A 22717-nucleotide genomic window follows, 5' to 3' on the forward strand; every position below is an offset into this window, starting at 1 on the left:
GCGCTCTATCTACCGGCTTACCCCTTGCCGCTGCTACTCCCTGCCGCGGCTACCTGTGTTGTACCGGGTTACACCTCAAATGTCGCCAGGTCAGTGGCGACTTCAGTGGCCGCAAACAGCGTCTGGCATTCCTGACGTAACCGTTCCAGATCTGCCTGACCATAGCGGGCGCTGAAATGGGTGATGATCAACCGCTTCGCGCCAGCGTCTCGCGCCGTGGCGGCGGTTTGCAGGGTGGTGGAGTGACCGCGTTCGTTAGCGCGCTCCGCCATTGATCCTTCCACTGTGGCTTCGTGCACCATGACATCGACCCCTGCAGCCAGCTTGAGTGCTTCCGGCGTTGGGCGGGTATCGCCGAAAATCGCCAGCGATTTACCCGGCAAACTGGGGCCGAGGTAATCCCAGCCGTTCAGTACCTGCCCGTCATCGAGAGTGACCGTTTCCCCGCGTTTTAACTGCTGGAAATAAGCACCGGGTTTGATGCCCTGTGCCGCCAGTTTTTCCACATCCAGCACGCCTGGTTTCGGGCGCTCCTCAATGCGGTATCCGAGGCAATACAGCGTGTGCGACAGTTCATGTGCCGTCACGCGTAACTGCGCGTCTTCGAATACCATACCGGGAACCACTTCCACCACCTCCAGCGGATACGTCAGCCAGGAACCGCTCAGCGTCAGCGCGGTTTCGATGAAGGTTTTCAACCCAGCCGGGCCGTAGAGCGTCAGTGGCGTGTCGATACCCGCCATGGAGCGAGAGCACAGCAAACCGGGCAACCCGAACAGGTGGTCGCCGTGCAGATGGGTGATAAAAATTTTCTCCAGCTTGCCGGGTTTGATTGGGGTGTGCAAAATCTGGTGCTGAGTACCTTCACCGCAGTCAAATAGCCAGAACGCCGGACGAATACCGTGCAAGTCGAGCGCGATACTGGTGACGTTGCGCTCTTTAGTCGGCACGCCTGCGTTGGTGCCGAGAAAAATCAGTTTCATGCGAATTCCTTTATATCGAGTCGGCGTTTTTCACATCATCCCAGCTCAGTCCAAAGCGGGCCAGGTACTTGCGTAGCCTGTCGGCATCATTGGGCTGTTTTTTCTGGCGGCGTGAAATCGCAAACAGTGTACGCCCGGCTTCTGACAGGCAGTGGGCTTGCTGACAGACCTCTAACACGCACTCAAGCTGGCATTGCTCGAAGATATCCAGCTCGCCGATGTGGGCTGGCAAGGTTGTCGTGGCAGCAGGGCCTCGCCATTGCTGTTTAAGACGTTGAATTTCTTCATCTACCAACGCGGTATTAATGCGTCCCTGTTCGGCGAGTGTGGCCATTCGGTGTACGCTGGCGCCAAGCTCGCGAAAGTTGCCCCGCCAGCTGGCGTGCTCCGAACAGGCAAAGGCCAGAAAACGCTGGCGTGCTTCTTTATCAAACCGTACCTGGACTTGTTGTTGTTGGGCGAAGCGGTGTAATTCAAAGTCCAGGTTAGGCTCGATATCTTCACACCGTTGCGCCAGGCCTGGCAGCGGAAAAGTCCACATATTGATGCGTGCGTACAGATCTTCACGAAAATGCCCTTCCTCCACCCAGTGCGGCATATCCCGGTGAGTGCCGGCAATCAACTGAAAATTACTGCTGACTTCTTTATCGGAACCAAACGGCAGGAAGCGTTTTTCTTCTATCGCTTTCAACAGCATCGCCTGTTCATCCTGGCCTAACTCGCCGATCTCATCGAGAAATAAAACGCCACCGTCGGCTTCCCGTAGCAGCCCCGCGCGTGATTGCTGTGCGCCGGTAAAAGCGCCACGAACATGACCAAACAACGTGGACATCGCGTTATCGCCGCGCAGTGTGGCGCAATTGACGGCGACAAATTTGCCGTTGACCTGATGGCGTGATGCCTTGAGCTGATAAATACGGTTGGCCAGAAAGGATTTGCCTGCGCCGGTGGGGCCGGTTAACAAAATCGGGGCTGAAGAGCGCAGGGCGACCCGCTCAATCTGATCGATGATGCGATTAAATGTCGCGTTACGGGTGGCGATACCCGCTTTCAGAAATGAAACCGATGCTTGTTGTTCCCGCAGGAAGCGGCTGGTAATAGCGGTGTAACGGCTGAGATCGAGGTCGATAACCGTGTACTGCCCGATAGGGGAAGGCGCTTCGTCGTTATGGTCAGACGGGCCGGTTTGCAGCAGCCGGGCTGGCAGGTAGCGTGCTTCCGTTAGCAGAAACCAGCAAATCTGCACCACATGCGTGCCGGTGGTGATGTGCACCAGATATTCTTCGTGTTCTGTATCAAAGGGATAATGGGCCGCAAAGTCGAGAAACGTGGTGTATACCTCTTCGAAGTCCCAGGGGTCGGCGAGTTCAACCTCATGCAGGTTCACGGTGGTGGTGGGGGATATCTGGCCGATATCTTCCCGAACCTGTTGCGCCAGCCCGAGACTACGTGGCTGATAGAGCAGTTCCAGTCGATCAATCGGTAAATCAGGTTGCTGGCAGGCGGCGATGGTCGGTCTCCATCTATTCCAGCGGTTTTGTCGTTTCCCTCGTTTATCCAGCGCCGTACCCAGCACGCCGATCATGACTCTTCGCTTCATGCTTTATCCTTTTTTATAAATCCTTATCTAAAAAAATATTACTTTATCGGTTTAATAATTAACAGAGTAAGTAATGTGTAAATAAATTCATTTAAAATCATTAAGTTGAATTTATTTTGGTGAATCAGGAAGGACTGGCACGGTTTTAGCAAAAACATAAGCACTACACACAGGAAGGGAAGCATACCCGCTTACGGTTGGGGGAGCCGGTGATGTTATTCCCGGGCGTTTTATTAAAGGGATTAGAAAATAAAAGTGTTTAAGAAAATAACAATAAAAAAAGGGCAACTGGGTTTGCTCAGCCAAAACGGCAACGTGCGGCAGGTATTGGAAACCGGTTCTCATCTCCTGTTTGGTCGGGCCCGAAGGTTGTCAGTGGTCATCGTCGAACGGGATGGCTCTGAGATTGACACGACGCTTGCCGAACATCTACGTCAGTTTCATCCAGAGTGGGTAGCGCGTTACTGCCTGTCAGCGGATATGGCGGATGATGAGATTGGCTTGCGTTATGACCGTGGGCAACTGCGGGAAATTTTGCCGCCAGGTACCCGGCGTTGGTACTGGCGGCGAGATGAACAGCAGGTGATTGAGCGCGTTTCTGCCCATCAGGCTCAGGTACCTGCGCGATTGCTGCCGATATTACTGCAACCAGAGTTACGTGAGCAGGCGGTCACCGGCAGTACCGGCGTGTTGGTCGCTGCTATTCCGACATGGCATGTCGGGATTTTGCATATTAACGGGCAACCCTCGTCACTGTTGCCACCCGGTAATCATGGTTACTGGCGCTTTAATCGAAGCGTGAGTGTGGAGATGGTGGACACACGGTTACAGGCGCTGGATGTTGAGGATATCGAAGTACTGACCGCCGATCGGATCAGCGTACGCCTGACGCTGCTGGCGAACTGGCGCTACAGCGATGTGCTGGCTGCATTTGCACGTCTGGCGAACCCTAAAGCACATCTGTGTCGGGCTTTACAGGTTGTGCTGCGCGATGTGGTGGGAATGCATCGGTTTGCTGAATTGCTGACCAGCAAACACACCGTTGGAGAACAGGTGAGTGAACAACTCGAGCAGCAATTGACGTGCTACGGGATAGACCTGGTCTCGCTGGCCGTGATGGACACCGAAGGCTATAGCGCCGCCTGGTAACCAGGGTGACGTCAACGGTGAGTAAAAGATAACGCATGGGATTAAATAATAAATCAAAGGATGTTTTACATGATGCATAACGATTATCAGGTACTGGATACGGCACAAGGCGTGCCGGTAAAAATGTGGACGCACGGTGTTCCGGTCGAGCCTGAAGCCCGCGAACAGTTACTGAATACGGCGAAGATGCCGTTTATTTTCAGCCATCTGGCAGTGATGCCGGATGTCCATCTCGGCAAAGGGTCTACGATCGGCAGTGTGATACCCACTCGCGGTGCCATTATTCCGGCCGCCGTCGGCGTAGATATCGGCTGCGGCATGATGGCGGTGCGAACCTCGCTGATTGCCGCTGATTTACCGGACACGCTGTTGGGTATTCGCAACGCCATTGAGCAGGCTGTTCCTCATGGGCGTAGCGTGAATCGTGGTGGCCGGGATAAAGGTGCATGGTATCAACCTCCACCGCGTGTGGATGCCCATTGGCAGCAACTGGAGGCCGGATTCAAACGTATTACCGAACACTATCCGTCGTTGCTGAAAACCAACAATTACCACCATCTGGGCACGCTCGGGACCGGTAACCATTTTATCGAATTGTGTCTCGATGAAATGGATCGGATGTGGGTGATGCTGCACAGCGGTTCCCGTGGTGTCGGCAATGCTATCGGCAATCTGTTCATCACGCTGGCGCAGCAAGACATGCGACAGCATATTGCGAATCTACCGGACCGTAATTTGGCGTATTTCGCCGAAGGTAGCCGTCATTTCGATGACTACATGCATGCGGTTGGCTGGGCACAGGGTTATGCGCGCCATAACCGCGAGGTGATGATGGAACAGGTGCTGCAGGCATTGGCACAGGCGATCCCCAGGCCGTTTACCCCCCGGCAGGAGGCGGTGGATTGCCACCACAACTATGTACAACAGGAAACGCATTTTGGCGAGCCGGTGCTGATAACGCGCAAGGGCGCGGTATCGGCCCACCGTGGGCAGATGGGGATTATTCCCGGTTCGATGGGTGCGAAGAGTTTCATTGTTCGTGGTTTGGGTAATCAGGAGAGCTTTTGTTCCTGTAGCCATGGTGCCGGGCGCACCATGAGTCGAACGGCGGCAAAAAAGCAGTTTACGGTTGACGACCACGTGCGGGCGACGGCCCACGTCGAATGCCGTAAAGACCATGACGTGATTGATGAGATTCCCATGGCGTACAAAGACATTGATGCGGTGATGGCGGCGCAAGCATCGCTGGTCGAGATTGTTCACACGCTGCGGCAGGTGGTGTGTGTAAAAGGATAATAAGCATAACGAGGGAAAATATGGAACATGAATCTGACGTGAGTACTGTCATGCGCGAGCGTGTCCGTGGTGTTCTGGCGATTGAGGGGTAAAACCGGTGAAAGTCGGTTTTACCTATTGCACCGATTTCCAAAACCGTTGCGAACCGTTGTGCATTTCTTCATACAATCCCGCTTTCTGTCTTTGCCGGATACCGATTGCTGGCGTTACACTTCCCGTTGGTGTTACCTCTTTCGCTGGCGTGACCTTGTTGGCGTCAGCATGACATTGTGAGTGGTATCGCGCCCTGGGTGCCAGAACCGATGTGGCGGCGGGATACGGTCTATTTACTTTTATCGAAAGCAAGCGTGTGGAGCCCTGATGACCAGACATTATGACTATCTCGCCATTGGTGGCGGCAGCGGCGGTATTGCCTCCATCAACCGTGCGGCCATGTACGGAAAGAAATGTGCGCTGATTGAAGCCAAACATCTGGGCGGTACCTGCGTCAACGTCGGGTGCGTGCCGAAGAAAATCATGTGGCATGCGGCGCAGATTGCCGAAGCCATTCACCACTACGGGCCGGACTATGGCTTTGATGTCACCGTCAATCAGTTCAACTGGGATACGTTGCTGAAAAATCGTAGCGCCTACATCGACCGTATCCACCAGTCCTACAACAATGTATTGGGGAAAAACCAGGTCGACGTGATTCAGGGGTTTGCCCGTTTTGTGGATGCGAAAACGGTGGAAGTGAACGGCGAGCGTATCACCGCTGATCATATCCTGATCGCCACCGGCGGTCGCCCGACGCGCCCGAACATTCCCGGGGCGGAATACGGCATTGATTCCGATGGTTTCTTTGAGTTAAACGCACTGCCGCAGCGGGTGGCGGTGGTGGGAGCCGGGTACATCGCGGTGGAAATCGCGGGCGTACTGAACGCACTTGGTTCTGACGTGCACTTGTTTGTGCGCAAACACGCGCCGCTGCGCCAGTTCGACCCGCTGATAGTGGAAACACTGGTCGAGGTGATGAACACCGAAGGCCCGGCGCTGCACACTGAATCCATCCCCAAAGCGGTGGTGAAAAACGCCGACGGTAGCCTGACACTGCAACTGGAAAGCGGGCACGAGCAAACCGTGGATTGCCTGATTTGGGCGATCGGCCGCGAACCGGCGAACGATAAGGTAAACCTGGAAGCGGCAGGTGTCGCGCTCAACAGCAAAGGCTACATTGTGGTGGATAAATTCCAGAACACCAACGTGCCGGGCATTTACGCGGTGGGTGACAATACTGGCGCTGTTGAGCTGACGCCAGTGGCAGTGGCGGCGGGGCGTCGTTTGTCTGAGCGCTTGTTTAACAACAAGCCGGACGAGCATCTGGATTACAGCAATATCCCAACCGTGGTATTCAGCCACCCACCTATCGGCACCGTCGGGCTGACCGAGCCGCAGGCGCGCGAGCAGTACGGCGATGAACAGGTGAAAGTCTACAAATCGGCTTTTACCGCCATGTACACTGCGGTGACGCAGCATAGCCAGCCATGCCGGATGAAACTGGTGTGCGTGGGGCCGGAAGAGAAAATCGTCGGCGTGCACGGCATCGGCTTCGGGATGGATGAAATCCTGCAAGGCTTCGCGGTGGCGGTGAAGATGGGCGCGACCAAACAAGACTTCGACAACACCGTGGCAATTCACCCAACGGCGGCGGAAGAGTTTGTGACTATGCGTTAGTGTAGAAACCCCACCTACACACGTTCGTATTGTAGAAAAACTGAGAGGCCAGAGCATCGTTCTCTGGCCTTTATTTATTGTCAGCTTTAAACCACCTCCTCGGGAGGTGGTGATTGTTCCTGTGAGGCTCTAGCCTGAAGAAAGCCCATGCGTAAATGTTTCACCTTACACTTGGATGATTCAGATAGACTGTGAGGTTTTTTTCCTCGTAATGCATTCGAGAAGAAGGCTAAAGAGTGGCGAATAAAGATGTTCTGCCCTCTTTCAGGAGGCTACATCAAAGCCGCCTTCTTTGAACTGACTCTGTTGACTAATCGATACACTGCCTTTTCTACAACGTTTGTGCCCAAAACATTTTAAACAACCGCACTTGAAATAAGTCGATATTAAGTTCATATTAAGTTCGAATTAATGTCGATATATTTTAAGGGGGATTATTATGGGGAAGATTTCTGTTGCAGAATTTGAGGCTAAAGTATTGGAAAAAGAAGAAGTAGTGGTTAAGGTTCGTGCCCCTCGTGGTACCCTGGTGGAAGATTATGCCTTCGAACGTAAAGCAGCGGGAAACAGTTCGATTACTGATTTCATTGAGAATCGCATCGCACCTTGTATTGATAATTTGGAAGTTGAGATCATCGACGGCGAATACAGCAAGCCGCACGGCCGTACTAAGATGAGCACATTACGCAGCGGGTACGACCGCTAAAAGAGGTCATAATGAAGCTCAAACAGAATTCGCAACCGACATCAAAAGAGGGGTTGGAACAATACGTCAAGGATTCGTTCATGATCCTGCTTGAGAACCGCCCTGTTGACAAAGCTCTTCCCTCAATATCGCCGAAGAAATTCACCTCAGCGATGCGTAAAGTCACAGGTTTGGATGTTAAATCTTCATCATTGCTGGAGCTAAAGCAAACTCTGGTGAAACTTATAGGCGGCCATGACAAGTTACCGAGCATCTTGAACCAACGTCAGGGCGGATTTATCGCAACAAAATACAAGTTGAGATCAGTGCTTGGCGTGCCTCTACGAGCAAGATCATGGGCGGAACTTCAGCAGCGGGTTTCTCTATTGGTTACATTGTGTAGTGTGTACGTTGATCTTGCAGAGAAGCGCTTCAATCAAGCCAAAATAAGCAGCTTTATAGGCTCGTCTTCTCTCGAAGGCATCGACCTTTCTGAAACACAAGAACGAAAAGAACAGCATCTTAAGATGCTGTTAAAATATGGAATAAAAAAGCATGGATAAATACCTAACCGAAAGTGGCGATCCCTACTGCTATCCAGAAACAGACGTATTGATCAACAAGTATAACATACGCGATCCTCTTGAACTCGAGATGCTAGAAGCTGCTGTTACTGAAGCCAATTCAAGAACACTGCGGTTAGTACACCCTCCATACTCGTTGGCAACTATGCAGGGAATCCATAAGCACTTGTTTGATGACCTTTATGATTGGGCAGGGCAAATACGGACAATTATGATTATGAAGGGAAAGACTCCTTTTTGTTATCCGAGCATGATCGATAGTAACGCTAGCTAGTTATTCGCAGATCTTGAGTCAGACAATTGGTTGAGGGGGTTGGATAAGGATTGTTTTTGCAATGGCATGGCTAAGCACTACGCAGAGTTCAATATGTTGCACCCGTTTCGGGAAGGCAATGGTCGAACTCAACGGGTACTATTCGATTATCTTGCTGCTATTAATGGATATTACATCGCGTGGGGCAATATATCCCCATCGGACTGGATAGAAGCAAATGTGTATGGCGTAATACAGGACTACACGTACCTATATAGAATCTTTTCTGCTATTACCTACGAGCACGCCTAAATTGTATGAGTCGCGACCAGAGCTGACACATGGCCTTGAAAGGTTGATAGTTACCGGTTTTGATATGGGGGCCTAATACTTATACAAAACAATCGGTAACTCGCATGCTTCATGCTAACAATCCTGTCATTAAACACAAAGTCAGTTTACTCAATCTGGCTAAAAAACTCAGTAACGTGTCGAAAGCTTGCAAAATCATGGGCGCTCCACGGGATACGTTTTATCGCTATCGTGAACTGGCTGATGAGGGCGGTGTGGATGCGCTGATAAATCGTAGTCGCCGCGCACCTAATCTTAAGAACCGTACCGATGCCTGCTACCAGGCAGGCTGTTGTTTATGCTGCGGTATTTTCGTTTAACGGTCAACACCAGACCAGTAACGAGTTACGTAAACAAGGCGTTTTTATCTTAGGAAGCGGCGTCCGTTCAATCTGGTTGCGTCATAACCTTGAGAATTGAATTTCAAAAAAACGCCTGAAAGTGCTGGAAGAAAAAGTAGCCTGCGCCGTTGAAAGCCATTTCGGTGATCTGCTCTTTGACACCGAGCTTGCGTGCTTCGTAGGTATAAGTGAGCAGAAACACGCTGTGGTAGTCACGGCAGCGATCTTTAGGTTCTGACCATGGCGATAAACCTGAGCAGACTGACAATGGGGCAATGAACATTAACGCTGACCATGAGAAAACCTTAAAAGCGAGCGTTATATAAACAATCAACTAATTGGTGCACTACTCTTTGCGCCTGCCGTGAAATACGCGGGGAGCAGGCTGGGGATGTTGTGTTTACCCACCCTGATAACGCCCTGGTTTATGCCAGTTCATCAGCATGGCGTTCATTGCCAGTGCGCTGAGCGCCGACCACAGCAGCAAAGAAACGGGCATGGTGAACAGGGAGATGGTGAATACCAGCATGTCCAGCAACATCTGGCTTTTACCGGCATTGATATTGAAGCGTTTATAGAGCCAGAGCGTGACCACGCCGGTACCACCGACCGAGGCGTTGTGGCGAGCCAGCGACAGAATCCCCATACCGAGGAAAGTACCACCCACCAGCGCGGAAAACAGCGGATGCACATAGTTGATGGTCAACAGACTGGGGACCGCCTGGGTGGCGAGACTCAGGGCAATGTTGACGATCAGGGTTTTCAGCGTAAACGCGCGCCCCATACTGAAGTAGCAGAAAATCATGAACGGGATATTGGTCAGGATAAACAGCACGCCGATCGACAGCGGGACAACGTAGGAGAGCAGCAGGGCGATACCGGCAATCCCTCCGGTGATCATGCCTGACAGTTTCAGCAGATTCAGCCCGATCGCAATAAACATCACCCCCAGAACCAGGCCGTACACATCGTCTTTCAGGGTATGGGCCAGCCCCGACACCTGTCCGGTATCCGCTGTCTTGGGTAGCGCAACAGAGTCTTTCAGCACGGTATCACCCTCATCAACATCTGGTCGTCCTGTTTAGCCATAAGAAATGCATATATCTGCGTATTTCATGACTGAAAATTCAGTATTGGCGCTCAAATTAGCATTGATCGTGGAGTGACTTTTAACTAAAAGAAAAGCCATTTATCGATTATATTAGGGATTATAACTCATAAGCACGACATAAATAGAGATTATCACTCATGAAGATCGACCGTATCGACGCGCAGATATTGAATGAGCTACAACAGGATGCTCGGCTAAAAACCACAGAGCTGGCCGAACGGGTGTGCCTGTCGGCCACACCTTGCACCCGGCGGCTTAAACAGTTGGAAGAGGCCGGGATGATTGACCGGTATGTCACGCTGTTGGATCAGGAAAAAGCTGGGTTTCCGGTGAATGCGTACATTTCATTGACGCTGGAGCCCAAAGCGGAAGCGACCTTTCGCAAGTTTGAGCAGCAGATCGCCACCTTTGATGAGGTGATGGAGTGCCATTTGATGTCCGGCAGTCATGATTTTATGCTGCGGGTAGTGGCCGCCAGCTTGTCAGATTTTGAGAAATTCCTGCAAAAGAAACTGATCAAAATCGAAGGACTGCGTGATGTGCAGTCCTCGTTTTCGTTGCGGCGGTTGATTCACAAAACCGCGTTGCCGGTTAAAGCAACGGTATGATATCAGGCAGCGAATTCGCCGCTGGCAACCAGAAAATCGATCAGCGCGGTCAGCGTTTTCAGGTCGTCAAAGGCGATGTTGTGGAATAACGCGATGCGTAACTGGTTGCGCCCCAGCGCCCGATAACCTTCGATACCGTGCGCCAGCCCTTGCTCGTCCAGATAACGGGTCAGCTTGTCTGCTGAAATCGTATCGGCCAGGTCGATGGTCGCAACAGTGGTGGAGCGGGCTGCCGGGTCGGCCACATAGGCGGACAGATAATCCCGTTCGGCGGCCCACTGATACAGCAGTTCGGCTTTCTCCGCCGCCTGACGCTCTACTTCGGCGAAACCCAGCGTATTCATGCGCTTCACCTGTTCAGCGAACAGGAATAAGGTCACCACCGCAGGCGTGTTGTAAGTCTGCTGCTGCTCGCTGTTGCTCAGCGCCAGCCGCCAGTCGGCGAATGCCGGGATATAACGGCTGGGATCAGCGGCTACCTCGGCGATCCGCTTTTTGGCTTTCGGCGACAGAATTGCCACGAATAGCCCGCCTTCACTGGCGAATACTTTTTGCGGCGAGAAGAAAAAGACATCCACACGGGAGAGATCACAGGCGATTTGCCCGGCACCACTGGTCGCGTCTATCGCCAGCAGACAGTCTTCCCCTACCTCGGGTAACAGGGTATTCATCACCCCGGTGGAGGTTTCATTCAGCGTACAGGCCACCACGTCAGCGCCTTGTGTCACGAAGGTGGAATTCGCCTGACCGTATGCCACCGCGACGTTGTCTGCCTCAATCCACGGGATGCGGCGCGAGGCTTTAAACCACTTCTCCGAGAACTCACCGCAGGTGTGGTGGACGATGCGCTTTCTGACCAGCCCGAGGCCCACCATATCGAATAGCGCGGTGGCCCCACCGTTACCCAGTACGATGCTGTAGTCGTCCGGTACCGACAGGTAATCCCGCAGGCCTTGCTGAATCTCGCGGCACAGTGCGCGCACCGGTTCTTTGCGATGGCTGGTGCCCAGCAAATGTGGCCCTTTATCTTTCAGGCGTGTCAGGTCATCAAGCTGGATCAGTGATGGGCCGCAGCCAAAACGGGGGTCCACCGGAATCAGGGTTTCAGGAAGGGTTATCGCCACGCGTTTCTCCTCAGGTGTTATCAGGTTCTCATGATGCTGTTTTCATCAGAATACGCGGGATGGGGAGAAAAGCGGTATGACTATTTTAGCCCGATAGCGCTCTTGTGCTGCCGCCACGCCAGCGGCGAAAACCGTGGCGATAGGGAAAAATGATATTAAAATGTTAATTAACGGTTTGCAAAAAACGCATTTTGTTATAAGAATAATAACAATAGGATTATTTCAGAGAAAGTGTCGCGATGATGGTGTTTATCACCCGTCATGGCATGGTTTTTTTTTTTAAAACCGCCCAAAAGAATAAATTATTTCAAAATGAATTAATTCCAGATGATGATTTTCGTAAGGTGGTGACGCCTCTGTGTGTGCATTTATCTCTGGAAAGGTGTTTTTTATTTATTACTGCCTGTAACGTCAGGTGTTTTCTTCGGTAACGAGTGCAACAGGGAACAGGGATATCAAGGTGATTTGTCATCTGTCTGATACCATTATTTCTTTTTAGAGAAGCGCTTTTTATCTTTTCACGTTAGTCGTTTGCTTATTGAGTGCTGACGTGATGCGGTTATTTATCGGTTGCTCTTCTTTGTGATGGAAATAATGGTTCGCAGCCTGATGTGGTGTTGTATCTCTATAAATACGGTGAAACACGGAGGCAATATGGATATATCGGTAACCGAACTGGCGTTATTCCCGGCAGAAGGGCGTTCCGGGTGGACAGACTGGCGTTGGCAGCAGAAAAATGCCATTCGTGATGAACCAGCATTACGGGCAGCCTGTGGCGGCTGGAGTGATGAAATCGCGCAGCGAATTACCCATAATCTTGCCAGTCGTAAGATGCAGATCACGCCGTATTATGCCAACCTGATAAAAGAAGCCGGGTATAAGAATATTGTCGACAACCCGTTGTGGCGCCAGGTGGTGCCGTTCTGGCTCGATGATGGCGCGACCGGTTACGACGGTGAATCAGAAAACTGGGAGCTGTCGCATGAAATGAAAACGCCGATTTGTCAGCATAAATATGACAATCGGGTCATTCTGCGGATGGTGAATACCTGTAATTCCTACTGCCAGTTCTGCTTTGAAGCACTGCGGACGTTAAAGGTCGATTCGGAAAAAGAAAATGCCGGAAGAAAAGCCTTTCAGGATTCACTGAATTATATCCGCGATACGCCAGGTGTAGAGGAGGTTATTCTCAGTGGCGGCGATCCGATGATGCTGACGGACGCGAAACTGGATGAATGTCTGGGGGCAATCCGTAATATCCGTGATTCCCTGTTAATCCGTATTCATTCCCGCTCATTGACCTTTAACCCTTATCGTATTACCGACACGTTACTGGATATTCTGCGTCGTCATCGCGTCAATGCCTTTGGGGTGCATGTGTGCCATCCGCTGGAATTAAGCGATGCCTTTCGTGATGCGGTAAAACGTATTCAGCAGGTCGTGCCGATTGTGTTTTCCAATATGCCGCTGCTGCGTGGTGTCAATGACAATGAAGACACGCTCAGGCAGTTGTTTATTGAATTATATCGTATGGGGGTGAAGCCCTATTATTTATATCATTTCATGCCTTTTTCTCCGGGTGCCTCGGAATATAAAGCATCGATCCGCGATGCGATTGCCATCATGAACCGGTTGAAACGTCGGGTATCCAATATTGCCTTGCCGGAATATGTGCTGCCCCATGCGAAAGGGAAGTTCACCGTCCCATTGCTGAGCAGTGCGCAAGACATGCCGCAGTTTGAAGACATCGATGGCGAGCGCTTTTACCGTTTCACCAACTGGCAGGGCGATGTTTGTCGCTGGCAGGACAGTTAAACGGCACACGTGGCGACACAAGGAGAAAAAGGTATGAAACCCGAAGCCATCTTATTTGTGGATGTGAATGATACCGCGGTGCCGGTCTATACCTACCGTGAGCCGCACTTTGCGGCAGCGCGCCGTCGGGGGCTGTTGTGCCTGACGGCGGCATGGACCGGTCACCGGCAGCGACAGCGGCTGGAAGCAGACAGCGATGACGTGTTCTGGCTGCCGACGCTGTCGGTGGCTTCGCTGGATGCGCTGCTGCAACAACTGGCGGAGCGTTATCAGGTGCGGGCAGTCTTGTGCCATGCCGGGCACGCCTCGCCGCTTGGGCAGATGGGGTGTCTGGTGGCGGAGCTGTGCCAGCGTCATGGCCTGGTTTACAGCACGGCACAAGCGGTGGAGCAGTGTAATAACAAGTTCCTGATGCGACAGGCGCTGGAGCGGGCCGGTGTGCGGTCGGTGGCGTACGCGCTGTGCCACGATGAAGCGCAATTACAGCGCGAAGCCGAGCGGGTAGGCTACCCGCTGATTGCGAAACCGCCCTACGGGGCGGCTTCCGCGTTTATTCGTAAATGCGTCGACTGGCCGCAGTTGCAGGCGTATTACCACCAGTTTATCGAACAGTATGATCGGGCTTCAGTAGCCAGTTTTTACGGTGAATCATGCCGTTTTACCGATCTTGACGGATATTCACACCACTATGTGCCAGGCCGTTCCGTACTGCTGGAATCCTATATTGACGGCATTGAAGGGAGTGTGGAGTGCGTGGCGACATCGCAGACGGTTTTCCCGGTTCTGATTAACGAAAAACTGTTGCTGACCACGCAGGGCACGACCGTGCTGGAAAATCTGCTGATTACACCGCCGGTGGCTTTCTCTGCGCGTCAGCAACAGCTTATTCAGGACTATGCCGTTGCCTGTTTGCAGGCGTTGGGGCTGACCTACGCAGTGGCACACGTCGAATTCCGGATGACGGCGTCAGGGCCGGTGGTTATCGAGGTCAATCCGCGTCTGGGTGGGTTGTATGTGAACGCGGCGTTTCAGGATATCGCCGGGCTGGACCCGTACGATCTGTACCTGTCTTTATTACTGGCGGATAACGGGGTCGAGACATCGCTACAGATGGCCTGTGAGCGGGTTTCCAGCAACACTCAGCACTATGCCATGTTTGCAATTTATCCTCCCACCAGTGGCTATTTCAACGGTTTTCACGGCCTGTCGTGGGTGGAGCGCCACCCGGCTGTGCTGGCGTTTGGCCATTATCCGGTGGGGCATTACGTGGATGCGGATATCGAAGAACACTACCTGTTCAAAGGATGGGCTCGGGTTGCATCCGCACAGGATGCGCAGGCGTTGTATGAGACGTTGCAACACCATCTTCGCCCGATGATAGGTCCAACACCGAGTGACATCGACAGCGGCGTGTCGCCCGCTACCGCCGTCGTGCGCTAAATCAGGAAACCCACCATGCATATCAACAGGCCGAATATAAACAGCATGAATGCAAACAACATGAATGCAAACAGGTTCAATGTCGGCAGTATGGCCGACGGCATTACCGAACAACTCAGGCAACAGGGGTATTGTCATCTTCATGCCAGCCAGGAATGGATTGCCGTAGAGCCTGAGGAAGAACAGAGCTTCAAAGCCTACTGGGATAATTTGGTCGAGGATGAAAATTTTAAAAATTATACCCGCCGCGAACGGCGGATCCTGCGGTTTTTCTGCCATCCTGACCGCTCGCTGCAACTGAACACGGATGCGGATTATTGCTCTACGGTTACCTACAACATTGATTACAAAGCGGGGCCAAACCGCCTGCAGTATGCCGAAGCGGGGTTTATCCACCATCCGTTACTACAACGCATCGTAGCAACCGATATGGCGATGATACGCCCGTGGATGGCCGCCGATCAGTCGTATGCTATCGACATCCATCAGTTCCGGGTCAGGGCGGAAAAAGGTAACAGCAGCCCGACCACGTCTGGCATCCATCAGGATGGGATGGCGTGGATCTGCATGCACTTTATCCAGAGTAAGGGGACGCAGCCGGTGGTGTCCGAAATTTTCACCACCGCCGAGGAACATGATCCGCCATTGCTGGCAACGGCAATGAACCGGTTTCTGGAGACCCTGATTGTGGATGATAAAGCGTTATATCACCGTGCCGGACCGGTTTGCCCGGTCGCAGAGGCGACGTCAGCTTACCGGGATTTATTGTTGGTGACGTTCCGGCCGATGCAGGAGCGCTAGCAGACGAGACAACAGACAAAACAGCAGGTAATACAGTCGGTAATACAGCAGACACTCACTACAACAGGGAACATCACAGGGAAAACAAAGGGTAATCCGTCATGGCTGAGCATCATGAGAGTGACATCGGGCAATCCCGGCGTAACGCCGGGTTGATTATCGCGGCGCGTTTTATTTCCGATTTTGGCGCCTTTCTGAACATGGTGGCCTTGTCCACCTACGTTTATCTGCTGAGCAACAGTGTGGTAAACGTCAGTATTTTTCTGGCTTGTCGGGTGGCGGGCGGGTTGCTGGCAAGTCTTGTGGGTACACCGTTTTTTCGACGTTTTCAGGGACGTTCGTCGTTGGTGGGGTTTGACCTGCTGCGGGCAGCGTTGCTTTCGCTATTACTGGTGTTGCCGCCTGCGTGGCAACTGCCGTTATTACCGGTGATTGCGCTCGGGGTCGGGGTGGGGAATGCCATGTTTGCGATTGGGCTTAACAGCCAGTTGCCTTACTGGGTGGAGAATAGCCTGCGGCTGACCACCAATGCCTGGCTGACCTCGGTGGCAGCCAGTGGCGCGGTATTAGGCAGTCTGGTGTCGGGCCTGTTGGTCGCCGGTTTCGGCTACCCGGTGGTCTTTATGCTAAATGTCGCCACTTATCTGGCCGCCGCGCTGTTGATTCTGCCGTTACGCATGGTTGAAACACCGCAGCCCCGGGCGAGCCAGCGCGATCGGTTCAGCGAATGGCGGCAACTGCGGGAAGGGTTGCGTGGCGCACCGATGCTGGCAGGCATGCTGATCGTCAGTATGGCGGATACGCTTGGCAGTGCGGCGCATAACGTGGGCTTTCCGGTCTTGTCCGCATTGATCTCGCCCGACAGCGCCAGTAAGACCATGGGCCTGATGCTGGCGTTATGGGCGGTGGGTAAATTCGCAGGGGCGCGGGGGAGCGGCGTTTTGCTCCGGCAAGGGCAGCAGCGGACAATGGAACGGGCCTTTTTTATCGGGGTGGCGTTGATGTCCACCGGTTTTATTCTGACCTTCCAGCAAACCGGGCTGGCGTGGCTGTTGGTGTTTGTGGTGTGGGCGGGTATTGGCGATGGTGTGGCGGAAGTGAGCCTGATTTCCCGTGCGCAAAGCGAGCCGGAATCCCTACGGTTACCTATTTTTAGCCTGCTGACGCTGATGCAGATGACCGGGTTCGGTATCGGCATGCTGCTGGTGGCACCATTCTATGTCTGGTGGACGCCTGCGGCGGTGATTGTGCTGTTCCACGGTTTGCCGCTGACCATGTTGCTGGTGGTGCAAGTCTGGGTCTACCGTTATGGTCAGCGTTGTGCAGCAAGGCGCTCTGGTGAGATGATGAATTCTCATCACGGCCAGAAGGAGTAAGCAGTGTCAGCACAATGGGAACAAGAGAACTATCAGGTTTCGACGGATCCGCGGCGGCTTGACCTGGACATCATTCATGGTTACCTCACCACCTCCAGTTGGGCCGCGGGTATCGACCGGGAAACGGTCGCGCTGTCTGTCGCCAACAGTTTGTGTTTTGGGTTGTACCATCAGGCTCGTCAGATTGGTTTTGCCCGTATGGTGACGGATTTCGCCACATTCGGTTATCTGTGTGATGTCTTTGTTTTACCTGCACATCAGGGGGCTGGGTTAGGGCGTTTTCTGGTGGAGTGCACCATCCGGCACCCGCGGCTGCAACGCCTGCGCCGTCAGTTGCTGCTGACCTCCACTGCGCCGTGGCTGTACCAGAAAATCGGATACGAGCCTATCAATCGTCAGGACTATGCCTGGACGTTTGTTCGCAAGGATATCTACCAGCCGGGTGCGCAAAGTACGGATACCCTGCATACCGGGGCGTGACGGGGCGTCAGTCAGGTATTAGTCCAAAGTCAGGTAACTAGTCCGGCGCGACCAGATTTGCCTTCATTTTCTGCAATACCCGTGCGAACTGGCGGCGTTCTTCCGCTGTTACGTCGACAAAGGCACGCTGCAGTAGATCAGTGCGCGCCTGCGCAAAAAGACGGTGGGTGTCTTCACCTTTTGTCGTGAGTGATACCACCTGTGCCCGGCGGTCAATGGGTGAAGGCGCACGGGTGATCAATCCCAGCGTTTCCAGCTCTTTCAGCAGGCGGGCAATCTGCGCCTTATCCCGACCCATGTACTGCGCCAGAAAATGCTGGCTTTGACCTGGGTGACGGGCAATCAATCCTAATGTACGCGCCTGAAACGGGGCGAGTCCCGTTTGCGTGAGTGCGTCGCTCTCCTGTAGCCGCTGTTTAACTCCGTGGATCACTTCGCCCAGCAACTCAAACGTCTGGGTATCAAGAGTGTCATGCATTAATTTGTTGACCTTATCAACTATTCGGTTATATGGTTGATATTATCAACCATGTGGCGGAGATCACCGCCCATCTCATCACATCATGTAGCCGCAAGGATAAAACCATGCCTTATCACTATCGTATCACGCTGGAAAATCTCACCGATAATCGCGACGATAAGCCACAAAATCGTTCACTGACGTTTGACGCCACCAACCATGACGATATTCTGGAAATTATTGAGAAAGTTCGGTCAAAAGGGATCTTACCGGACTCGGACGTCGCCGCGTTTTGCACAGGTCTAAAGCTATTTAGCGAAGTGATGATGGTCCACCGCAAAGAGGCGCTGTTTCGTGACCTGATCCCCGCTTTTCGGGATTTTATGCTGCGGCTGAAACGGGGGGAAACGGCCTGATTTATCGCGTTACGTTTCCCCCGATGACATGGATGACCAGTGAAGATGAGCGAGATTCGGTGTGCTGGCTATTCGCGTAGCCTTGCTATTCGCGTAGCGGCGCACAGCTTTCTCTGTGTGCCCAGGCACGCATGGTGACATTTCAATGGGAGAACGTAATTTATGCATCAGTATGCGCTGGTAGGTGATGTCGGCGGCACCAACGCCCGTCTCGCCTTGTGTGAACTGGCGAATGGGCATCTGTCGCACAGCAAACAATACGCGGTTCAGGAACACGACAGTCTGGAAGAGGCGATTCGTTTGTTTTTGACAGAACACGCGGATCTCACCATCAAAGCGGCCTGTATCGCTATCGCCTGCCCGGTGACCGGCGACTGGGTGTCGATGACCAATCACCATTGGGCGTTTTCCATTTCGGCGATGCAGCAGAATCTGGGATTTGATCGTCTGGCCGTGATCAACGATTTCACCGCCGTCAGCATGGCGGTGCCGGTATTGACGCCAGAAGACGTGATTCAACTCGGGGGCGAAGCGCCCGTGGCAGGCAAGCCGGTAGCGGTATACGGTGCCGGGACCGGGCTGGGTGTGGCGCATCTGTTACCGGTTGACGGGAAATGGCTGAGCCTGCCGGGTGAAGGCGGCCACGTCGATTTCGCGCCAAATAGCGAAGAAGAGGACATCCTTTTGCAGGTGTTGCGTCAGGAATTAGGGCATGTTTCCGCTGAGCGTGTGCTGTCCGGGCCGGGTCTGATGAATATTTACCGCGCGATCGTTAAAGCAGATGATCGGGTGCCGGAAGCGCTGACACCGCAGATAGTGTCTGAACGCGCACTGGCGCACAGCGATGTCGACTGTTTGCGGGCGTTGTCGTTATTTTGCGTGCTGATGGGGCGTTTTGGCGGCAATCTGGCGCTGAATCTTGGCACGTTTGGCGGCGTCTATATCGCAGGCGGGATTGTGCCGCGTTTTCTTGAGTTCTTCCGTAACTCCGGTTTTCGCAGCGCTTTTGAAGACAAAGGCCGTTTTCGCGATTATCTGGCCGATATTCCGGTGTTTATGATAACACACCCGCAGCCGGGGCTACTGGGTGCCGGGGCGTACCTGCGTCAGGCACTGGGGCAGACGTTGTAACCCGCGTTATCCAGCCGCCACCTTCCGTCTGGTGGTCACGCCGTCAGGTAACCCACAGGTTGCCTGACGGCAGGTATTCCCCAGAATGGGATTAGCGTTATTGCAGCGGTGAGGCGGGTAAAGCAACGAGTTGCGTTTCCTCTACATTTTCGATCATCGCCATCTCAAATCCCGCCATATCGGCATGAAATGCATCACTGGACATGTAAGCGAGCGTCGTTGCCTGAATGTCCACGCCGTCAGCATAACTCACCAGCGCCACCACCTGGCGGTCATTCTCCTGCGGGCGAAAAACACCGTGCGTTGCGATGTGGAACAGTTTCAGGCTCTCAATGTGACGATACCAGATTTCAGCGTACTGGCTGGCCGCTGCCGCCGTTTTCAATGTGTAGGTTCTTAACTGAAAGACAGACATCATGACATCTCCTGAGTGTGTGGTGAGTACGGAGTATTGATGATCTGATGTGCGGGGAATGACGCCATTTGTGCGGGCGAGATGAGCCGAAAGTGAAAAACGCACGCAATGCACCTTGTTTGCTCCTTCATTGATATGTTTTGAGGTGAAAAGCGATAGCTATACCCGTCATACTTCACGTTGCAAGTGTATTGGATGCGTTAGTCGACCTATCCTTGCGTCTCTCCCTTTCAGGGCCGCAGCAAGCTGTGTTCCCGCAACCCGAATTATGCAGGATATATTGGTAATCAATATGATTAGGTAGGCATATACTGTGAATTTAATCATTCTAATTTACATTAAATCAGTATATTTCCGACTATGTGTTGATTGCTTTTATATTTATTTAAAATGATTACATGATGTTATTTCTTTATTTTTATTTAATTTGATTTTTGTTTTTTTTAATTAAATTTTAATGTGATCTACGTCACAAATAAATTTTGTTTTTGTTGAGTGAATGTTGGTTTTTTTTTAGTTTTTGTTTGCTGTTTCATTAAAGGAGATAAAGGTCAATATGAAAAACATCATCGAAGTTGTGAAGTCCATGAAGAAATCTATTAAGCCAAAGCAAAATGTTAATGGTAAGTCACTTTATATTGGTGGTTCCACTACTGGAAATAGTGGTCATTGCCAAGGTGGCGGCGGCTGGTAATAAAAAATGGCTATTGCCTTCCTTTTGATTGTTAGTAATAAACCACCTCCTCTGGAGGTGGTGACTATTTAAGGTTTTTTATGCTTGATGATATATTAAAAACACTACCACATAGTATGTGTTCTCCTAATGTTACTAATGAGCCGACACTAGAAAGTGCTGTTCAATACATTGATGAAATGGATTTTAGTAATATCAGGATGAAACTAACTAACTATGACCCCTTAGTATGTCGAGTCTGGAGTGATGATGAGTTTTCTATGGTTGAACAATATTATAAGAACTTTATTTATCTTAATAAAAAATATGGAAAGGAAATAAAGATAATTGTTCCTACTGTTGAGGTTGATGAGTTTTGGCATCATCATATTCTTGATACCAGAAGCTATATTAAAGATAGTATGAATATATTTGGCTATTATTTCCATCACTATCCTTATTTCGGTATGAGAGGTGATGATGACTATCTGAATCTCCAGAGGGCATTTGAAGTCACCCAATTTATCTATGAGGAGGAATTTGGTGAAAAAATGCTTAATATTTGGCAACAATAATGATTATATTTTAAATTTCTATAAAAAGATATTTCCATTTTGTGTAAGTCGGTTTGCACCCTATATTGGATTTATGATAATAACCATTGTTATGGCTAGATATAACAGGGAAGAGTTGGCTATTTTTAGTTATTTTACCGCTATGTTTGCACTTCCTATTACAATCCTCTCAATGCCTTTAGCTATGATTGGTAATCTGGTTACAAGTGGGCAGAGAGATGGAAAATCGGGTGGCGCTATATTCCTGTCTGGTATGCCACTGGCGATTATACTTTCAATATCTGGTTTTTTTATATCGTGGGGAATTGGTAAATTTTTTCTGGATTTGTATGATAAAGAGTCTTATCTGGTATATATCTGTTGTGTTCCATTTTTGATATTTAATAATTATCTTTTTTTCTTTATTGAGAGTTTTATAAGTAGTGGATTTATTGCTAAAGTAAAGTTATTTCTTTCTTTACTTTCCTCCTTATTAATCTCATTAATCTCTTTTTATTTGAATGATATGAAGGCAGTTTATGTTTTCTGGTCTTTTTTATTTATAGAAGTCTCATTTTTCTTTTTTTATGGTGGGGTTCTTCTTTATAAGAAAATAGGTTTTAAATTGAAAGATCTTAATTATAAGAGAACAACTAGTCAACTGATTAATTTTGGCTCACCCATAGCTATTGGTCTGGCTGGACAGAAGTTAGTCTATTTTCTTTTAACTCAAAGACTAATGGGGATTAATCCTTTATATGTTTCTGACCTTTCAGTGATAATGAGTGTTATAGGGTTGATTAGTATTCCTGTTGGAGCCTTTTCTCAGATACATAGCTTATTTGTTAGTGAGAGGAAGCTTCCGGAGCAATATGGTTTTTTCAAGATTGGATTATTTTTAATACTTTTAATTTGCTTGTTTATTATGTTGCTTCTCTCATTTTTTATGAAAGAAGTTATGATGTTATATGGAAATGGTGCATTACTTAACAATACATCTGTATATATATCTATATTCTTGCTTTTTATTACATCATCTTATATGCAGCTTGGTATGTCACATTTGAGGGCAATAAATGATACGCTTATTCCCCAGGGAGTTGCTAACATTGTTCTGATTATTCTTTTCTTACCTATTATATGGATGCCATCTTTTAGCAGTATGAATGTGCCCAGTTTCATTATTGTTCAGGCTGCTTGTCTTTTTATTATATGTCTATTTTTATTCCTTAGGGTAAAGAGTAAGACATTATCTCAGGGTGGCTGTCACAATGGGTCTTTTGGGGGGCGAAGTATAGGTGGGGAGAGTTAAAAGATAAGTGAAGGTCGGATTAGTCCTACAGTATATGTAGGTTACG

The 22717-nt window shown here is 50.8% G+C and carries 23 protein-coding genes and 2 pseudogenes; 18 read left to right on the forward strand and 7 right to left on the reverse strand.

Annotation, left to right across the window (positions count from 1 at the left end):
* Positions 1-68: 68 nt before the first annotated feature.
* Together rnz and rtcR are read right to left on the reverse strand one after the other, a co-directional pair.
* Positions 69-983, reverse strand: coding sequence for a ribonuclease Z (gene rnz / locus LF929_RS00060; RefSeq protein WP_038906594.1), 915 nt, complete (start codon positions 981-983; stop codon positions 69-71).
* A 10-nt stretch (positions 984-993) separates the two neighbouring features.
* Positions 994-2583: an RNA repair transcriptional activator RtcR gene (rtcR, locus tag LF929_RS00065; RefSeq protein WP_226092782.1), complete on the reverse strand. Its 1590-nt coding sequence runs from the start codon at positions 2581-2583 to the stop codon at positions 994-996.
* A 255-nt stretch (positions 2584-2838) separates the two neighbouring features.
* On the opposite strand from rtcR, the gene LF929_RS00070 reads away from it, so the two are divergent.
* The 7 genes and pseudogenes from LF929_RS00070 to LF929_RS00100 form a co-directional block, all read left to right on the forward strand.
* Complete coding sequence (locus tag LF929_RS00070; RefSeq protein ID WP_210174793.1) at positions 2839-3732, forward strand: SPFH domain-containing protein; 894 nt, start codon at positions 2839-2841, stop codon at positions 3730-3732.
* A gap of 72 nt (positions 3733-3804) precedes the next feature.
* A complete protein-coding gene (locus LF929_RS00075; RefSeq protein WP_226092799.1) occupies positions 3805-5028 on the forward strand; it encodes an RtcB family protein in 1224 nt (407 codons plus the stop codon).
* A gap of 360 nt (positions 5029-5388) precedes the next feature.
* Entirely contained in the window at positions 5389-6741 is a 1353-nt protein-coding gene (gorA, locus tag LF929_RS00080) for a glutathione-disulfide reductase (protein WP_226092783.1), read from the forward strand.
* A 439-nt stretch (positions 6742-7180) separates the two neighbouring features.
* A complete protein-coding gene (locus LF929_RS00085) occupies positions 7181-7447 on the forward strand; it encodes a hypothetical protein (protein WP_226092784.1) in 267 nt (88 codons plus the stop codon).
* 11 nt (positions 7448-7458) lie between these two features.
* On the forward strand, positions 7459-7989 hold the full coding sequence (locus LF929_RS00090) for a hypothetical protein (RefSeq protein WP_226092785.1): 531 nt from the start codon (positions 7459-7461) through the stop codon (positions 7987-7989).
* A 361-nt stretch (positions 7990-8350) separates the two neighbouring features.
* On the forward strand, positions 8351-8575 hold the full coding sequence (locus LF929_RS00095) for a Fic family protein (protein ID WP_368678956.1): 225 nt from the start codon (positions 8351-8353) through the stop codon (positions 8573-8575).
* Positions 8576-8679: 104 nt separating this feature from the next.
* Positions 8680-9031 (forward strand): annotated as a pseudogene (locus LF929_RS00100) (helix-turn-helix domain-containing protein); the annotation flags it as partial.
* A 42-nt stretch (positions 9032-9073) separates the two neighbouring features.
* Here the strand turns inward: LF929_RS00100 and LF929_RS00105 are convergent.
* Together LF929_RS00105 and LF929_RS00110 are read right to left on the reverse strand one after the other, a co-directional pair.
* Positions 9074-9251, reverse strand: a pseudogene (locus LF929_RS00105) (IS1 family transposase); the annotation flags it as partial.
* 104 nt (positions 9252-9355) lie between these two features.
* On the reverse strand, positions 9356-10003 hold the full coding sequence (locus tag LF929_RS00110) for a YitT family protein (protein WP_038906607.1): 648 nt from the start codon (positions 10001-10003) through the stop codon (positions 9356-9358).
* 200 nt (positions 10004-10203) lie between these two features.
* Between LF929_RS00110 and LF929_RS00115 the strand changes: the two genes are divergently transcribed.
* Positions 10204-10674 (forward strand): Lrp/AsnC family transcriptional regulator, encoded by a 471-nt coding sequence (locus tag LF929_RS00115; RefSeq protein ID WP_038906608.1) that lies wholly within the window; start codon positions 10204-10206, stop codon positions 10672-10674.
* Positions 10675-10676: 2 nt separating this feature from the next.
* Here the strand turns inward: LF929_RS00115 and LF929_RS00120 are convergent, their stop codons facing one another.
* The gene (locus LF929_RS00120) at positions 10677-11798 is read right to left on the reverse strand and encodes an aminotransferase class V-fold PLP-dependent enzyme (protein WP_210174797.1); all 1122 of its coding nucleotides are present in this window, start codon (positions 11796-11798) and stop codon (positions 10677-10679) included.
* Positions 11799-12452: 654 nt separating this feature from the next.
* Between LF929_RS00120 and LF929_RS00125 the strand changes: the two genes are divergently transcribed.
* The 5 genes from LF929_RS00125 to LF929_RS00145 all read left to right on the forward strand — a co-directional run bounded on the left by LF929_RS00125 (position 12453) and on the right by LF929_RS00145 (position 17710).
* Complete coding sequence (locus LF929_RS00125; protein ID WP_210174798.1) at positions 12453-13613, forward strand: KamA family radical SAM protein; 1161 nt, start codon at positions 12453-12455, stop codon at positions 13611-13613.
* A 33-nt stretch (positions 13614-13646) separates the two neighbouring features.
* Positions 13647-15053 carry an acetyl-CoA carboxylase biotin carboxylase subunit family protein gene (locus LF929_RS00130; protein WP_210176852.1) on the forward strand — a complete coding sequence of 469 codons (1407 nt, stop codon included), beginning with the start codon at positions 13647-13649 and terminating at the stop codon, positions 15051-15053.
* 60 nt (positions 15054-15113) lie between these two features.
* Entirely contained in the window at positions 15114-15854 is a 741-nt protein-coding gene (locus tag LF929_RS00135; RefSeq protein ID WP_210176851.1) for a 2OG-Fe dioxygenase family protein, read from the forward strand.
* A 101-nt stretch (positions 15855-15955) separates the two neighbouring features.
* Entirely contained in the window at positions 15956-17230 is a 1275-nt protein-coding gene (locus LF929_RS00140) for an MFS transporter (RefSeq protein WP_210176850.1), read from the forward strand.
* Positions 17231-17233: 3 nt separating this feature from the next.
* Positions 17234-17710, forward strand: coding sequence for a GNAT family N-acetyltransferase (locus LF929_RS00145; RefSeq protein ID WP_210174802.1), 477 nt, complete (start codon positions 17234-17236; stop codon positions 17708-17710).
* Positions 17711-17747: 37 nt separating this feature from the next.
* Here LF929_RS00145 and LF929_RS00150 read toward each other — a convergent pair whose 3' ends face one another.
* Positions 17748-18188: a MarR family winged helix-turn-helix transcriptional regulator gene (locus LF929_RS00150; RefSeq protein WP_210174803.1), complete on the reverse strand. Its 441-nt coding sequence runs from the start codon at positions 18186-18188 to the stop codon at positions 17748-17750.
* A 107-nt stretch (positions 18189-18295) separates the two neighbouring features.
* Here LF929_RS00150 and LF929_RS00155 point away from each other — a divergent pair, with 107 nt between their 5' ends.
* Both LF929_RS00155 and glk read left to right on the forward strand, forming a co-directional pair.
* The gene (locus tag LF929_RS00155) at positions 18296-18586 is read left to right on the forward strand and encodes a DUF3861 domain-containing protein (RefSeq protein WP_210174804.1); all 291 of its coding nucleotides are present in this window, start codon (positions 18296-18298) and stop codon (positions 18584-18586) included.
* A gap of 162 nt (positions 18587-18748) precedes the next feature.
* Positions 18749-19717 (forward strand): glucokinase, encoded by a 969-nt coding sequence (gene glk / locus LF929_RS00160; RefSeq protein ID WP_016941602.1) that lies wholly within the window; start codon positions 18749-18751, stop codon positions 19715-19717.
* Between the two features lie 97 nt (positions 19718-19814).
* On the opposite strand, the gene LF929_RS00165 is transcribed toward glk, so the two are convergent.
* A complete protein-coding gene (locus LF929_RS00165; RefSeq protein ID WP_016941601.1) occupies positions 19815-20135 on the reverse strand; it encodes an NIPSNAP family protein in 321 nt (106 codons plus the stop codon).
* A gap of 553 nt (positions 20136-20688) precedes the next feature.
* Between LF929_RS00165 and LF929_RS00170 the strand changes: the two genes are divergently transcribed.
* The 3 genes from LF929_RS00170 to LF929_RS00180 all read left to right on the forward strand — a co-directional run bounded on the left by LF929_RS00170 (position 20689) and on the right by LF929_RS00180 (position 22671).
* Positions 20689-20826, forward strand: coding sequence for a hypothetical protein (locus LF929_RS00170; RefSeq protein WP_172640051.1), 138 nt, complete (start codon positions 20689-20691; stop codon positions 20824-20826).
* A gap of 80 nt (positions 20827-20906) precedes the next feature.
* Positions 20907-21380 carry a glycine-rich domain-containing protein-like gene (locus tag LF929_RS00175; RefSeq protein WP_019844209.1) on the forward strand — a complete coding sequence of 158 codons (474 nt, stop codon included), beginning with the start codon at positions 20907-20909 and terminating at the stop codon, positions 21378-21380.
* A complete protein-coding gene (locus LF929_RS00180; RefSeq protein ID WP_226092787.1) occupies positions 21349-22671 on the forward strand; it encodes a hypothetical protein in 1323 nt (440 codons plus the stop codon). Before LF929_RS00175 ends, LF929_RS00180 begins: the two co-directional genes overlap by 32 nt.
* The last annotated feature ends 46 nt before the right edge of the window (positions 22672-22717 follow it).

Source organism: Dickeya oryzae, from assembly GCF_020406815.2.
GTDB classification, from domain to species: Bacteria; Pseudomonadota; Gammaproteobacteria; order Enterobacterales; family Enterobacteriaceae; genus Dickeya; species Dickeya oryzae.